9 protein-coding genes are annotated in these 15,835 nt (G+C 37.7%); 7 read left to right on the top strand and 2 right to left on the bottom strand.

Going from position 1 to position 15,835, the window contains the following annotated elements; all coding sequences use genetic code 11:
* Nucleotides 1-20: 20 nt before the first annotated feature.
* The 6 genes from ACOVO2_RS09025 to ACOVO2_RS09000 all read left to right on the top strand — a co-directional run bounded on the left by ACOVO2_RS09025 (nucleotide 21) and on the right by ACOVO2_RS09000 (nucleotide 10,902).
* Nucleotides 21-1,055, top strand: a complete 1,035-nt coding sequence (locus tag ACOVO2_RS09025; RefSeq protein WP_421769644.1) for a Wzz/FepE/Etk N-terminal domain-containing protein — start codon at nucleotides 21-23, stop codon at nucleotides 1,053-1,055.
* A 29-nt stretch (nucleotides 1,056-1,084) separates the two neighbouring features.
* Nucleotides 1,085-1,945 carry a glucose-1-phosphate thymidylyltransferase RfbA gene (rfbA, locus tag ACOVO2_RS09020; RefSeq protein ID WP_421769643.1) on the top strand — a complete coding sequence of 287 codons (861 nt, stop codon included), beginning with the start codon at nucleotides 1,085-1,087 and terminating at the stop codon, nucleotides 1,943-1,945.
* A 1-nt stretch (nucleotide 1,946) separates the two neighbouring features.
* On the top strand, nucleotides 1,947-3,146 hold the full coding sequence (locus ACOVO2_RS09015) for a nucleotide sugar dehydrogenase (protein WP_421769642.1): 1,200 nt from the start codon (nucleotides 1,947-1,949) through the stop codon (nucleotides 3,144-3,146).
* Between the two features lie 87 nt (nucleotides 3,147-3,233).
* Nucleotides 3,234-4,058: a 50S ribosomal protein L11 methyltransferase gene (gene prmA / locus ACOVO2_RS09010; protein WP_421769641.1), complete on the top strand. Its 825-nt coding sequence runs from the start codon at nucleotides 3,234-3,236 to the stop codon at nucleotides 4,056-4,058.
* 54 nt (nucleotides 4,059-4,112) lie between these two features.
* Complete coding sequence (locus tag ACOVO2_RS09005; protein ID WP_421769640.1) at nucleotides 4,113-8,891, top strand: hypothetical protein; 4,779 nt, start codon at nucleotides 4,113-4,115, stop codon at nucleotides 8,889-8,891.
* 115 nt (nucleotides 8,892-9,006) lie between these two features.
* Nucleotides 9,007-10,902, top strand: a complete 1,896-nt coding sequence (locus ACOVO2_RS09000; protein WP_421769639.1) for a glycosyltransferase family 39 protein — start codon at nucleotides 9,007-9,009, stop codon at nucleotides 10,900-10,902.
* A 105-nt stretch (nucleotides 10,903-11,007) separates the two neighbouring features.
* Here ACOVO2_RS09000 and ACOVO2_RS08995 read toward each other — a convergent pair whose 3' ends face one another.
* Together ACOVO2_RS08995 and ACOVO2_RS08990 are read right to left on the bottom strand one after the other, a co-directional pair.
* Nucleotides 11,008-12,462, bottom strand: coding sequence for an APC family permease (locus ACOVO2_RS08995; protein WP_421769638.1), 1,455 nt, complete (start codon nucleotides 12,460-12,462; stop codon nucleotides 11,008-11,010).
* A 113-nt stretch (nucleotides 12,463-12,575) separates the two neighbouring features.
* A complete protein-coding gene (locus ACOVO2_RS08990; protein ID WP_421769637.1) occupies nucleotides 12,576-13,646 on the bottom strand; it encodes a type IX secretion system membrane protein PorP/SprF in 1,071 nt (356 codons plus the stop codon).
* Nucleotides 13,647-13,938: 292 nt separating this feature from the next.
* On the opposite strand from ACOVO2_RS08990, the gene ACOVO2_RS08985 reads away from it, so the two are divergent.
* Nucleotides 13,939-15,835 (top strand): PKD domain-containing protein (locus ACOVO2_RS08985; protein WP_421769636.1); only part of this gene is annotated, 1,897 nt, incomplete at its 3' end.

The following is a 15,835-nucleotide window of genomic DNA, read 5'->3' as shown; positions in this document are numbered from 1 at the left end:
AATAACTCAAAAGAATTATCATGGAAGAAGAAAAAGATATAATTAGCATTGATTTTGGTGCATTTTTTAAAATAATTTGGAAAGAAAAAATAGCTATTGTTTTAATAACCATATTGTTCACAATTGGGGGCGTAGCTTATGCACTATTGGCACGTGAAGAGTTTGTATCGACAGGAAAAATATTACCAGAATACCAATCTAAAGCTGGGGGATTGGGGCAGTTTGCAGGTTTAGCAAGTTTGGCGGGTATTGATGTTAGTAGTGCTGCTGGAGGCGGAGCAGATGCTATCAGACCAGATTTATATCCTGATGTTTTAAAGAGTACACCATTTTTTTTAGATTTGCTCAAAATTAAGGTCAAAACTAAGGATAATAAGGAAATGCCCTTCAGTCAGTTTTATGATGCTTTCGTGTTAGATAATAAGATTGAAGAGAAGAATACGAAAATAAAATTCCCAACAAGCAATCAATACATTACGGTAAGTTATCAAACTGAAAAAAACTTAAAAGACTTACGAGAGCGTATTAGTGCCATTATTGACAAAAAAACAGGACTCATTACTGTAACAGTTAAGCTCCCTGACCCTGTTGTCGCTACAATTATCACTGACTATAGTATGAATTTTTTGACTAATTACATTACTAATTATCGCACAGAGAAAGCCAAAAGAGACTTAAATTTTTTAGCCGAAAGATTAGACGCTGCTAAAGGGAAATACTATACAAATCAAGCAAAAAAGGCACAATACAGTGACCAATATCAGCTTTCAATGATGAAATTACAAGCGGCAGATTTGCAAAGAGAGCGTATAGAGTCTGAATATAAGATTTCATCAACTTTTTACAATACTCTATTGCAGAAGTATGAAGAAGCGAAGTTAAAATTACAACAAGAAACCCCTGTAATTAAAGTTTTAGAACCGCCAGTTGTACCTAACAAAAGAAGCGAGCCTAAACGTGCAATAGTTGTTTTGATAGCCACTTTTTTAGGTGTTATTTTTGGTATTATTTTTGGGTTAATTAGAAAGAAAAACTATAAATTAGTAATCAAATAAAGTTTTAGATTGATATTCTATAATATTTTATGAAAGGAATAATATTAGCAGGGGGTTCGGGTACGAGATTGCACCCACTCACATTGGCAGTAAGTAAACAACTAATGCCTGTGTATGATAAGCCTATGATCTATTATCCACTTTCAATATTAATGTTGGCTGGAATCAAAGAAATATTAATTATTTCTACACCTCATGATTTACCCCACTTTCAGAAATTATTGGGCGATGGCTCACGCATTGGTTGTAGCTTTAGTTATGCAGAACAGCCAAGTCCCGATGGTTTAGCTCAGGCTTTTATTATTGGTGCTGATTTTATTGGAAACGATAGTGTTGCTTTGGTTTTAGGCGATAATATTTTTTATGGTAGTGGCTTGAGTAAATTATTACAAAGCAGCACAAATCCAGATGGTGGTGTTGTATTTGCATATCAAGTACATGACCCAGAAAGATACGGTGTTGTAGAATTTGACGAAAACCAAACAGCAATTTCGATTGAAGAAAAACCAGAAAAACCAAAATCTAATTATGCGGTGCCTGGTTTGTATTTCTACGATAATAAAGTTGTAGAAATTGCTAAAAATATAAAACCTTCACCAAGAGGAGAGCTTGAAATAACAGATATTAATAGAGTTTATTTAGAAAAAGGAAAACTCCAAGTAGGTATCATGAACCGAGGAACAGCTTGGCTTGATACGGGTACTTTTCAATCATTAATGCAAGCGGGGCAGTTTGTTCAGGTTATAGAAGAGCGGCAAGGGTTGAAAGTTGGTTGTATCGAAGAAGTTGCTTACCGCATGGGCTTCATTGATGCTCAACAGTTAGAAGCAATCGCTAAACCATTGGTAAAGAGTGGTTATGGTGCTTATTTATTAAACTTAATTGCTTAAGTTGATAGAAACACAAAATCTCCATATCGCTGTAATTGGATTAGGAAACATCGGTTTGCCTTTGACCTTAGCTTTAAGCGAAAAATATCCAACTATTGGCTTTGATATTGATGATGTTAAGATTGTAAGGTTAAGGGAAGAAAACCATCTTTTAAACCTTACACTCACAAATGATATAAATACTCTTTCCAACTGTAATATTTTCATTATCGCAGTTTCTACTTCAGTAAATACAGACGAAAGTCCGAATGTAGTTCACCTATTAGCTGCTACCAAAAGTATCGCTCCTTTTCTTAAAAAAAACGATTTAGTTATATTCGAATCAACCGTTTTTCCTGGTTGTACTGAAGAGCTTTGTGTGCCAATTTTAGAAGAAATAAGTGGTTTAAAGTTTAATATAGATTTTTTTGTAGGTTATTCGCCCGAAAGAATCAATACGGCAGATAATCTGCATACTTTAAGAAATACCATCAAAATAACTTCTGGGTCAAACCCTGAGACTGCCCGAAGAGTTGATGAATTATATCGTTCGATTGTTGAAGCTGGAACGTATTTAGCTCCCTCAATCAAAGTTGCCGAAGCTGCAAAATTACTTGAAAATGCCCAAAGAGATATTAATATCGCTTTCATGAATAACATAGCAGCGATTTTAACTGAAAACGGTATTTCATTTGATGAAGTTTGGCAAGCGAGTAGCACTAAGTGGAATTTTCTTAAATTTTCAACTGGTCTTGTAGGTGGTGATTGTCTGCCTTTGGCTTCGCAATATTTGAATTACCTTTCTACTGAGAAAAGTAATATACTTTCAGCAGCTCGTCAGACCAATGATGTTTTGCCCCAAACGATTACTAAACTTGTTTTTGACAAACTTCAAAACGCTTTCCCACAAAATACCAACTTCAAAGTTCTAATTTTAGGAATCAGCTATAAACCTAATACGCCAAGCATAAAAGGCTCATTAGTAATTGATTTGGCAGAAAAACTAAAGCAATGTAATGCTCAAATTGATGTTTTTGACCCAGTTGCTGAATCAAATGATTTTGTGAATATTGAAAGTATTACCGAAAATCAACAGTATCATCTTATCATTAAAGCGACGAATCATCAGATTTTTGAAAATCTGAATCTCTCTGATTTTGCTCTTCCAAAGGCTCTTTTGTTTAATATCAGCTCCTTTTCCTTCAAAAGTATCAATCAATAGACGCCATTTGCAATAATTTTGTTGTTGATAGCGAAGAAATTCCGAACTTTACGGCTTAACTTGTACAATCAAATAAAATCCGTAAAAGTGTCATACATCGAACTTTCCTTACAAATTGACCTTGATTTCAACGAAATCATGATGGCCGAACTGGCCGAACTTGGCTTTGAAACTTTTGTCGAAACCGAAGATGGCTTGGAAGCTTATATTCAAGAAGAACTTTTTGAAGATTTAGCAGTCAAGAATATGCTCGAAACCTATGCCGAACGAACACCAATTTCTTACGCTTTCAAGCACATTGCTAAGCAAAACTGGAACGAAGAATGGGAAAAAAACTTCCAACCCATTTCAATAGGAAATGATATTTACGTGCGTGCCGATTTCCACGAGCCTCAACCTAACTATCTTTACGAAATCATCATTACTCCAAAAATGTCGTTCGGAACTGGGCATCACGAAACCACTTCGATGGTCATGGAGCATCAACTTACCATTCCGCACCAAGATAAAAAAGTGCTTGATGTTGGCACGGGAACGGGTATTTTGGCAGTTTTAGCCGAAAAATTGGGTGCAAAATATGTAAGTGCCTTTGATATTGATGAATGGTCAGTTGAGAATACAATCGAAAACATTGCTTTAAACAATACGAGCAAAATTGCAGTTAGATTGGGCACAATCGAAGATGAGCCACAGGATAAGTACGAAATCGTTTTGGCTAATATCAATCGGAACATTCTTTTACAGCAAATTCCGTCTTATGCAACCTTCATGGCTGAGGGAGCATCTCTTATCATAAGTGGTTTTTATGAAGCCGATATTGCTGATATTCAAGCGGTTGCCGAATCGGTAGGTTTAAAAAAAGTAGCTCAACTAAGCAAGAATCAATGGGCTTCGGTCGTTTTTAAGAGTTGAATCATTCATAATTGATATTTAGTTTTACCCAAAAGTCTCTTCTTCCCTATCCTTATGAGACACTTTAGAATAATATTTTTCTCGGTAATTGCGTTGCTGTCTTTTTCGTCAAAAGCACAGCTAATAAGACTTTCTGAGCAACCCGAAACATTCATTACGGATATTCAGACCGTGATGGCAACCGACAATAACTCAGTAGCGATTGCAACTGGTAAAAAATTTGAAGCCTACTGGGCTTCCCGTTTTAGCCCAGAACAGAAAAAAGCACTTATCGCAACGTGCCGTAGTATGGGAACTCGTGGCCATAAAATGGCACAATTCTATTTTTTCTTTACGATTCTTGATAAAGCAATTGAGCAAGAGAAGTTTTCGGACGAAAAAATAAGTAGTTTGATTGAAATCACCCAAAAGTTTGTCGATGGGTATGATTTGAAGACCTCGACTAAGATGTTGGAAATTTTGAAAGATTTTATCGAAAAACGCCGACTTTATGCGTCAAACTTCAACAGATTGTATGCTTTAGGTGGAACTTATGAGATAAAATTCTTAGATAAAAAAGGAGAAGCTACCACCCCAGCACCGACTACAACAACGCCGAATAACCCGCAGGTTCCTCAAACACCAACCGAACTTCCAGAAACTAAATATTTTGATGATTGGGATACCCCACCAGCACCCGAAGCTGTCATTACAGCGGCTAAACCTACTTTTTCTCCAGATAAAAAACCTATGCCAATTATTGGTGGCCTTTCGATTCAATTCAACGATATTGACTTTGTAATGGCTACGGCCAGTGATTCGGTTTGGATAAAAAAGACCAGCGGAACGGTTTCGCTGAAAGATGGAATTTATGTCGGAAAGGGTGGTTTATTTACCTTTGAAAGTGCCAAATTGCCACAAATCTCAGTTGTTTTGACCGATTTTGCTTTTGAAATCCGAAATCCGAAGTTTTCGGCCGAAGACGTAACTCTGACCTACACCGACCGCTTGACGGCTCCAATTAGAGGAGTTTTTGAATACAAAAGTGAGAAAAGGAATAAGAATGTTCCGCCAACATATCCTCGCTTCATGTCATACCAAAGCGATGCTTTTATCAAAAACATCGACCGAAATATTGAATATCGTGGAGGTTTTTCAATGTCGGGAAGTAGAATTTTCTCTTCTTCTGTTCAAAATCGCTATTCTAATATTTCAGTCAAAAAAGACGGAAAATTTTTCTTTAAAGCAAGTAGTACACGTTTTGAGTTAAGCGATTCACTGATTACATCACAACTGGCCAATTTTGTGACTTTTATTGATAAAGATTCAATTTATCACCCAGCCGTAAAGTTTAATTATAACCAAAAGAACTATATTTTACGTCTGAACAAAATTGATGTCGGTGGATTTAAAGAAACTACGTTTTCTGATACTTACCATCAAATGAACATAAAATCAGATGCAATGCGTTGGAATTTGAATGAAGGGCGAATGGATTTTTATATCGTTTCGGCCCGAACACAAGTTCCTGCAGTTTTCGAGTCATTTGATTTTTATGATGCACAGCGAGTTACCGCCCTCAACAGTAGTGCGGGGTTTAATCCCCTATTGATGGTTGGTAATTTTACCCAAAAGAATAATAAACTTGCGTTTACTTTGGATGAAATTGCGACCTATAATAAAATTCCTAAAAAGAATATTAGTGGCGGTTTGATGGTAGCAGTCCAACAAGGCTTTGTCGATTATAATCCTTCAGATGATATTTTTAAGATAACCAGTAAAGGACAGCACTATCTATCAGCCTTTGCCGGAAAACGCGATTTTGATGATTTCTTGATTCCTTCCATTTATGGAAACAGCAAAGATTCAACCTCAAACGCCACACTTAATCTTAATGATAAAACACTAACAATCAGAGGCATACGCAGGTTTAACTTAAGCGATTCGCTCAAAATTTATGTATTGCCGTATGATCGGACAATCAAAGTAACCAAAAACCGTACTTTCACATTTAGTGGGCAGTTTAAGGCCAAAAATTATCGTTTTTCAGGAAAAGACCTTTTGTTTGATTATGAAAAATTTTCTTTATCACTCAATAAGATTGATTCCGTAACCTTTACACCTCAAGAAGTGTATCGAAAAGGAGGTCGACAAGAAATTGGAGGACACATTAAGTTCTTGAAGCCAGGTACGCTCTTCCTAAATCGTCCGGATAATAAATCAGGAAAAGTATATTTGCCACAATATCCAAGGCTGAAAATTGATGAAGGGGTAATTGTGTATTTTGATGAGCCAGCTCGTGGCGTACGAAAATACAGCCGAGATGTGCGTTTTGATGTTCCGAAAATCGACTTCGATAGCTTGGCAGTAAAAGATATTGAGTTTGATGGAACATTCTATTCGGGAAATATCTTCAAGCCATTCAAAGAAGTACTGAGAATCATGCCTGATACCACACTCGGTTTCTTGCATAAAGTGCCAAATGGAAAATATAATGTGTTCGGTAACGAAACTTCGGTCAATTTCTCTTCTGCTTTGGCAATGGATGGAAAAGGCCTCCACTCCGAAGGAAATATCAATCACCTTGCTGCAAGCATGACCGCCAAAGAAATTTTGTTCATGGCAGATTCCTTGACGGCTTCTGGTCAACTCGGAAAAGTGAATGAAAGCGTGCTGAAAGGCTCGTATTTCCCGCAGGTTGATATTAATGATTATACTTTGAAATGGATGCCGAAGGTTGATAGTATGATTATTGCCTCGAAAGCAGGTTTCAATTTTTATACAGGAACTTCTTCGCTTAAAGGAAAATTGGTTGTGCGTACGGGTGGTTTGTTTGGTTTGGGTAAATTGATTCGTACTGACTCCGAGACTGCTTCCGACCAATTTAAGTTTAATAAAGAGGGTTTTATTGCGGATAGGTCGCAGTTTAACGTAAAGTCAACTCAAACAACTGCCAAGTCAGTACTCTTGGGTAAAAACGTAAACGTAAACTTCAACGTTAATAGTAGTATCGTAAATATTGCCACCAATCAAGGAAACTTCAATGATAGCACTGGCTCAACGCTCGAATTCCCGTATGCGGCTTACAAAACTAACGTTGACCGTGCCGAATGGAATATCAAAGACAAGAAGATTTCGATGAAAGGAGATGTCGAAACGACAATCTTTACTTCAACTAATGCTTCGCAGCAAGGCTTGGCCTTCAATGGTAACTCAGCGGCATATGACATCGACCAAATGACTTTAAATATTGGTGGAGTACCATACATTAAATCGGCTGATGCGAAAATTATTCCTGATAAAGGACAAGTAGCTATTCGTCGAGACGCTGATATGTTACCATTCAAAAACGCTCGTCTGACGATTGATACACTCAACGGTTATCATAATTTGATTAACGGAAATATCCAGATTGTATCAAAAAATAAATTTACTGGAGATGCCACCTATCAGTTCGTAAACGTGAAAAAAGACACCTTCAATATCAAGATGGGTAACTTTGAATTGCGTGAGATTACGATGGATGGTGAAGCCAAAAGAAGTAAAAATAAAGAGCTTTCAACCGTGGCACGAGCAACCGTTATCGAGCGTGATAGTATGTTCCTTTCGCCAAAAATGCTTTATAAGGGCGAAATTACGATGCTCGCCCCAATCAAAAATCTCTCGCTTGATGGCTACATTATTCCTGAACTCAAAAAGTATCCTAAACTCGGTGGATATTGGATAACTTATAAAGGGAATAAATCGGAAGAGATTAGGATTACGGTTGATAAAAACTTAAAAAGTGGCAACTCGCCAATTTTTGCGGGACTTCATTTCCGTACAACGACTTCGTCGAATGGTCTTTATCCAACATTCTTATCAACCAAAGAAGTACCCGAAGACCAAAACGTTTTCTTGGCAAGTGGAGTGTGCCGACGAGATGAACCCAACAAGTTATTCAGCATCATTCCAGAAGAAGGCCGAACTTTGGCCAGTAATAAATACGAGATTTTGGATGAGAAAGGAATCATCAATTTGGAAGGAAGGTTCGACCTATTGAATGAGAAAATTTCTCAGTACGTTCAAACTTCGGGTTTTGCCAAAATACGCTTGGATACAGCAAATCATGAATTCAATACCATGATGCTCGTAAACTTCCCGATTGCTCAGCCTTTATTGACAAATATGGCTGAGAAAATCGTGAAAACAAACCTTGACTTAGGTGTAAATGAGGCAGCAATCGAACTAAATTCATCGGAATTGATTACAAAAATTGCCAAATTTGTAGGCGATAAAGATATTGATGATTACAAAGCAAAATCGGCCCGTGAATATGTGCCGTTGTTTAAGTTTTCACCAAAATTTGCCAATACGATTGTTTTTAGTGATTTAAAACTCTTATGGTCGCCGAAATATAATTCATACAGAAGCGTTGGGAAACTTGGTATTTCAAACATTGGAGAAACTGATATAAATGCCAAAATCAATGGTTATGTAGAGATTCGTAAAAACCCAATCACGGGCGACGAAATGTATATTTTCTTAGAACTTTCGGGCGAGAACTGGTACTACATGGGTTATAAAGATGGGCAGATGGGCTTGATTTCATCGGATGATAATTTCAATGCGGCCATTACTGCCAAAGCCGATAAGAAAAAAATCAAAGATTATCAGGTAATTCCAGTTGATTTCCCAGAAGCGATGCTTTTCCGTAAGACTTTCTTAGAAACTTACAGAGGTATTAAAGAAAAGCCAAAAGTGGCTGGCCAAAAACCAACTGACGCCAAGAAATTGGCCGATGTACCAAAAGATGAAACCCAGAAAAAAGACGAAAAGAAAAAGAAAGTAGAAGATGAAAAAGATGGGTTTTAGGAGATGATTTTTATCGAAAAATGGGAGAAGTAGAGCCATCTGCTTCTCCCATTTAGTTTTATGATTGGCAAAGAAATTGCTATATTCGCAAACGAGAACTCAACCTCATAGAATCATGGCAAAAAATAAACAAAAACCCAAACAGAATCTACCTTCACAAACTTCCAGTACGCCACAAGCTGCGGCGTATTCTGTCCCCAAAAATAGTGAAAACAACTTTTCGTTAAGCCCTACGGTGGTTTATATTCTTTTGGCTGTTGCGGTAATCATTGCTTTTGCGGCAGGTTTCTCGAATGGCTTTGTTAATTGGGACGACCAAATGTATGCCACTGAAAACATTATGATTCAGAACCCAACATTTGCCAATCTCATAAAGCTCTTAACGGTAGAATGTGCCTTAAACTACCATCCACTCACGGTAGCTTCGCTTTGGCTCAATTCGGTTTTATTTGGTAAGGCTTCAACTTCTTTTATCGTTACCAATACGCTCATACATTTAGTTAATACGTTTCTGATTTTCCGTTTTTCTCAACAACTCACACGCAATAATACTTTGGTGAGTTTTTTAGTGGCTCTTTTCTGGGGAATTCACCCAATGCACGTCGAGTCGGTTACATGGGTTTCGGAGCGTAAAGACGTGCTATATACACTTTTCTTTTTCTTAGCCTGTATTCAATACGTAAAATATTTGGAGAAAAACGAGCGAAAAATGTTAATCCTTTGCTTTGTTTACTTTGTTTTATCGTGTTTATCAAAAGCAATGGCGGTGGTTTTGCCTTTGGTTTTATTGCTTATAGATTATTGGTTCGATAAAGGTTTCTTGACTGTTAAAAATATCACTACAAAAATACCTTTCTTCATTGTAGCTTTATTATTTGGTGCATTAGCCGTACACGTACAAGGTGGCGGAGATTTGGGTGGAAGACTCGAAAAAATGACCCTTGATGTTGCTCTTTCTGATGCCCTTACGCTGGGAGATAGAATCAAGTTTGGTTTCTATGGATTCTTGGTTTACATCTTCAAACTATTTATACCAATCAATCAACACAATTTTTATGCGTATCCAAGTCCTGATAAATACGGAGCGATTCAATACGTAACCGCACCGATTTGGGCTTTGTTGATTTTGGGAGGAGCAGCATTTTTCTTCCGTCGTAAAAAAGAGATTTTCTTCGGAATCATGTTCTTTTTCTTTACAATCGTTTTGGTACTTCAATTCTTGTCGGTTGGTGGTGCTATTTTGGCCGAACGCTATACTTACATTCCTTATTTTGGTATTATCTTTTTAGTTTTCTATTTCCTGAATGAAAAAGTAACCTCTAAAAATCTTTTGCTTTACGGCAGTTTAGTGATTGCTCCAGTTTTCATGTATCTGACTTACAAACAGACGCTTACTTATAAAGATACAGGTACTTTATTTGCTAATTCTTACAAATACGAGCCAGAGTCGCCAGTTGTCAACGAAAACCTTGCCAACCATTTCGGGCGTTCGGGAGAAATCGACCAAGTGATTCGTTATGGTGAATATGCTGCTTCAAAAGGTGTACAATCGTATGCCTTGATGGGAGCGTTGGCAAATGCGTATTATTTGAAAGGAAATATGCCAAAGGCATTAGAGCTTTACCAAAAAAGTATTGATAATTCGCCCAATCATAGAAAATTTGTAGCATACTATAATCGTGGAATTGCTAACCGAGATGCGGGAAATTTCTTACAATCGGCCGAAGATTTTACCAAAGCAATGGAACTTGGACAAAACAAAAATGCTTATTTGGGCCTTAGAGCATTTGCCAATTTGAAAGCCAATAAATTTAAAGAAGCTTACGATGATTATTCAACAATGATAAACCTCGGCATTGCGGTCGATACGGCCTATAACGACCGTGCAGTGGCACGATATAGCTTAGGCGATACCCAAGGTGCCATCAAAGATTTGAAAGAGGTAATGAAGCGAAATCCAAATTATAAAGATGCCCGTGATAATTTAATCAAATTGGGTGTTCAACCATAAAAAATAAAGATGGTATAAACAAAAATGGCTTCTGAAAATTCAGAAGCCATTTTTGTTTGAATGATTAGTCCGTTTCTTTAAATACTGTCGACTATTGCCTGCGGACTACTTATCCATATTATTTAAATTACTCTTTCTTTGGCTATATAAGAAGTAAACCACAATACCAAGTGTACTCCAAATCAAGAAAGCGTACCAAGTATCAGTACGAAGACGTGACATCAAGAATAAGTTAAATAAAACCCCCATTGGAGCTACAAACCAAATCATTGGAGCTTTGTACGGACGCTCAATATTTGGTTGTTGGTAGCGAAGTAATAATACTGCTCCTGAAATCATGGCAAATGCCAATAAAGTTCCTGCCGAACACATTTCTGAAACTTTATCAATTGGCGTAACTGCCGAAACAATCGAAACAATAAAGCCTACAAGTAAAGTACTTTTCCAAGGTGTTTTGAATGTCGGATGAATATCTTTAAAGAAATTTGGTAACAAACCATCTTTAGCCATACCTAAGAAGATACGAGTTTGTCCGAGCATCATAACAAGCATAACTGAAGTAAGACCAGCCACCGCAGCAAGTGTGATAATAAATACTGCCCAAGGAAGACCAGCATCAGCAAAAGCCGAAGCAACTGGAGCTTTCAAATCGAGAGTATCGTATTTAACCATACCTGTAAGTACCAACGATACTAAGATGTAAAGCACAGTACAGATAACCAATGAAGCAACAATTGCGAAAGGTACGTCTTTGCGTGGGTTAATTGCCTCACCTGCTTGCGTAGAAACAGCATCAAAACCAATATAAGCAAAGAAAACGATTGTTGCCGCAGTAATTACACCATCCCAGCCAAAAGTTGTTGTACCATCAGCAGCTGTAACTGTATCTGGAATAAATGGAGTCCAGTTTTCAACTTTCACAAAGAATGCTCCAACCAAGATTACAAAAATTACAACGCTTAATTTTACAATCACGATAATGTTATTTGTTTTGGCCGATTCTTGAATACCTCTCACTAAAATTGAAGTAACTATCCAAGTAATGAAAAATGCCGCAATGTTAAAGGCAGGGGTTGGACCGCCAAGACCAAGTTTTTCACCAGCCGTATATGGGTCATTCATGAGGGTTACTGGTAGTTCTAATCCAAATAGGTGAAGAAACTTCTCGAAATACCCCGACCACGCAACCGCAACTGTTGTGGCACCCATCATGTATTCTAAGATAAGATTCCAACCGATAATCCAAGCGAAGAATTCTCCAACGGTACCATAAGAATAAGCATAAGCCGAACCTTCAACTGGTAAAATAGAAGCAAACTCACTATAACAAAGCGAAGCAAATGTACAACCGATAGCCGCAATAATAAATGCTATCGCCAACGCCGGACCAGCAAAGTTATGAGCGGCAATACCCGTAAGCGTAAATATACCTCCACCAATGATTGCACCAATACCGAGCGATGTAAGCCCCCACTTAGTAAGAACTCTTTTAAGTTCTGATTTCTTCATATCAGCTTCATAAGCTGCCATGGGCTTTTTACGCCAAATACTTTTTTCCATAAAATTTTAGGGTTTGTTTTTAGAATGTTTTACGAATTATATTGCAATATAAAACAAAAAAGGCTTGGTAAACCAAACCTTTAAGGCAAAATCCAAAATATTGTTTCAAAAAATCAAAATTTTGGGCATGATAGTTCCTTTTTATTTCTTCTTTGTCGTGGACTACTTCTTTCGAGGGGTTCTAATTGATATGCGATAGAAATCTCGTGCGAACCACCCGTTGACATTCCCAAACTCGAAATCGTTACATCATAACTATATCCAATAGAAAAATTATCTTGACGATAACCAAGCAAGAAAATCAAGGCATCATGATTGGTTCGGGTAATATTTTGTTTCTTGATAGGAATACCTCGATACCACAAACCAGCAGTTAGAGAAGCGTATGTTCCATAAAAGCCTAAATCAAATTGGTCGAATTTCCCTTGTCTTTTGTATAAAAATGCAGGCGAAACCGAAAACTCTTTATCGGCATTAGCTGCACCAGAATATGGATTAGCCAGTGGAATTTTCAGACCTCCACTTACACTTAATTTACGAGGTAAACAATCACCCGTTGGACAACCAATAATTGGACTATTGGTACCTGTATTTGCAAAAGTGTAAGTCGGACGATTAATGTGGTGCATCGATACACCTAACCAGGTTCGGCTATTGTAAAATAAAGCTCCACCGCTGAAATCAACAAATTTAATAGGTGTGATATTATTTTTATCGGCAAAGGGATCATTTGAAGTACTTCCTGCTATAAAACCTCTATTAGTGTATTGGTCTCCAAACGTAAGGCCCAAATAATCTAAACTACGGTTAGAGTATGTAGCTTGAGCCCCAAGACGTAAAAAATTTTCTTCTCCTAACTGAATTTGGTAAGAGTAAATACCACTTATCTCATTACTTTTCAATCGGCCAGGTCCTTGTGAGTCATTTACAACCATTACTCCAATACCGCTGTTGAGCCTTTCCATATAATGGTCAACCGAAAATGCTGACGTAACAAAGTTAGCATTAATCGAAGGCCATTGGTTTCGATAATTGGCAATCAGACGTGGAGCATATGCACTACCCGCAAACGCAGGATTCTGATACATCGGTGCCGCATAAAACTGCGAAAACTGAGCGTCTTGAGCCATACTATTCCAGCAGACCAAAGACATAAGGAGACTTCCTAAATAAAGTTTTTTCATTGCCTAAATTAAAAGCATTCAACGTTGAGATTTCTAAGCAAATTTCATTCCAAATACAATATGAATAATTATTAAACGGATTTAATGGCTCATTGAGTATTTTTTGTAACTATTGTTTGTAAAAATACGTCTTTGTAAGAGAGTTGGTGTTATTATTGTTCGATTTTTTAAGTTAAGTCCTTATTTTAATATTCAAGTTTTCAAATAAAAGAAATTTAAAAATCGTTTAATTTATAAAACCACTTCAAAGGTTTGTATGTTTGTATAAAGTAGTCTAACAATTAACGAATTTATGAAAGGTCGTATTGGTAACACCCTTAAGACTTTTTTACTGATTGCCTCATTTACATACATTTCTTTCGATTCTGTCGCTCAGTTTTATGTAGGAGGCAAGCTTTGCATCGGTTCTGAGGCACCGACTACCCCTCCTATGGGTTCACCCCCTGCTACAAACACCGATTGCAGCGAACCCACAATATTTTTTGACGAAAATAAAAACTCAACCGCTTGGCTTTGGGATTTTGGCGACCCCACAACTACTTCAGATATAGCCACCACACGAAATCCTAAGTATTTTTATTCAACACCAGGCCAATATACCGTTACGCTCACTCGAACAATAGCGAATGTAGTACAAGCACCCGAAACAAGGGTTATTACGATAGGCTCACCGCCCGAACAACCCATGTTTTTTGGTAAGCCCAAAGGAGACACAACTATCTGTGATGGCAAAAGACTTAGACTTGACCCGTACCGTCTGAAAGCAACACCGCCTGGAGCAACTTTTTTGTGGTTTCCAAAAGGACAAACAACCCAAACGATTGATGTAGATTCATCAGGTTGTTATTCAGTAGAAGTTTTTGACCCTACTGGCGGTTGCTCACGTATCGCCCAAATCAATGTTAAGTTTTGTTTGCAAGAAACAAGCAGTGGAGGAGGTGAAAAATGGTATTTTGGGCAAGGAGCTACTTTAGATTTCAGAGCGGATAGTGGGCCGCCAGTTCCGAGAGACACATTGGCGGACAATGGCGATTTATTTGGCGACCCAGAAATGAATGACCCAATCTTTAAACCTATTGATGCAACAGCGAGTAACCCTATTCGTTCGCCCGAAGGTGTGGCAATGGTATATGGTCCGTCGGGGTCATTGGTTTTTTATACAGATGGAGCTGCTATCTATGGAAGTAATGACCAATTGTTGCCAGCTATCCCCCCGCTTACCGATAGCAACCTTGGAGGCACCAACACTTCCACTCAATCGGCCGTTATTATTCCTAAAAATACCTGTAATGAGTGTCCGCATCACCTTTATTATGTCTATACAATTAATAAAGATACTGGTTTGCTTTCTTACAGTATTGTTGATACTCGACGGAACAATGGACGAGGAGCAGTGGTTGAAAAAAATATCCCAGTCAGTATTCAAACCTCGCAGCGTATTACAGCAATAAAAAATGCCGATGAAACTGGCTTCTGGATTTATTCGCATGATGCAGGCACAAATACTTTTCGCATTTTAAAAATAGATGCTACTGGCACAAAAGAGGTAACCCAAAATTTAGGTTTGGTACATGATGATGCCGATAGCCAAAAAGGATACATGAAACTCTCTCCTACTGGCGGAAAGTTAGCGATTGCTGTTTCAAAAGGTGGTAAAAATTTTGTGGAAGTTTTTGAAATTAACCCACAAACAGGCGAATTAGAACCAACACCCTTAACCATAGATTTGGGAGTTGCTGCTCCGCCACATGTTTACGGTGTTGAGTTTTCGGATGATGAAGAAAAGCTTTATGTAACACTCAGAGGAAATCCAGCCCTAAACGAAACTTCTTATCTCTATCAGTTAAATTTAAACCTTAGAAACCCCGTCGAAATTGCCAGTAAAAAAGTAGAAATAGATAAATCGGCCATCTTAGCTTATGGAGCATTACAAAGAGGCCCAATAAGTGGAACTGGTTCTAAATTTATTTACATGGCCATTGACGGAAGCCGTTATATACCTTATATTCAAGAACCAAATCAATTGGCTGTACAAGGCCAACCAAACAATGCAGCAGTTATTGGTTATCAGCCAATTACCAATAACTTTGGTGCTGACGTACTGGGAAATAGTGGATTTGGCTTTCCAAATGTTATCCATGCTAAACAAGAGCAGGAAGGAGAAGGACTAAGTGCTACTTACACAGGAA

Origin of the sequence: Emticicia sp., assembly GCF_049241225.1 — a bacterium.
GTDB lineage: Bacteria > Bacteroidota > Bacteroidia > Cytophagales > Spirosomataceae > Emticicia.
Note: the sequence above shows the minus strand (reverse complement) of the source record. Positions and strands in the feature narration are given on the sequence as shown.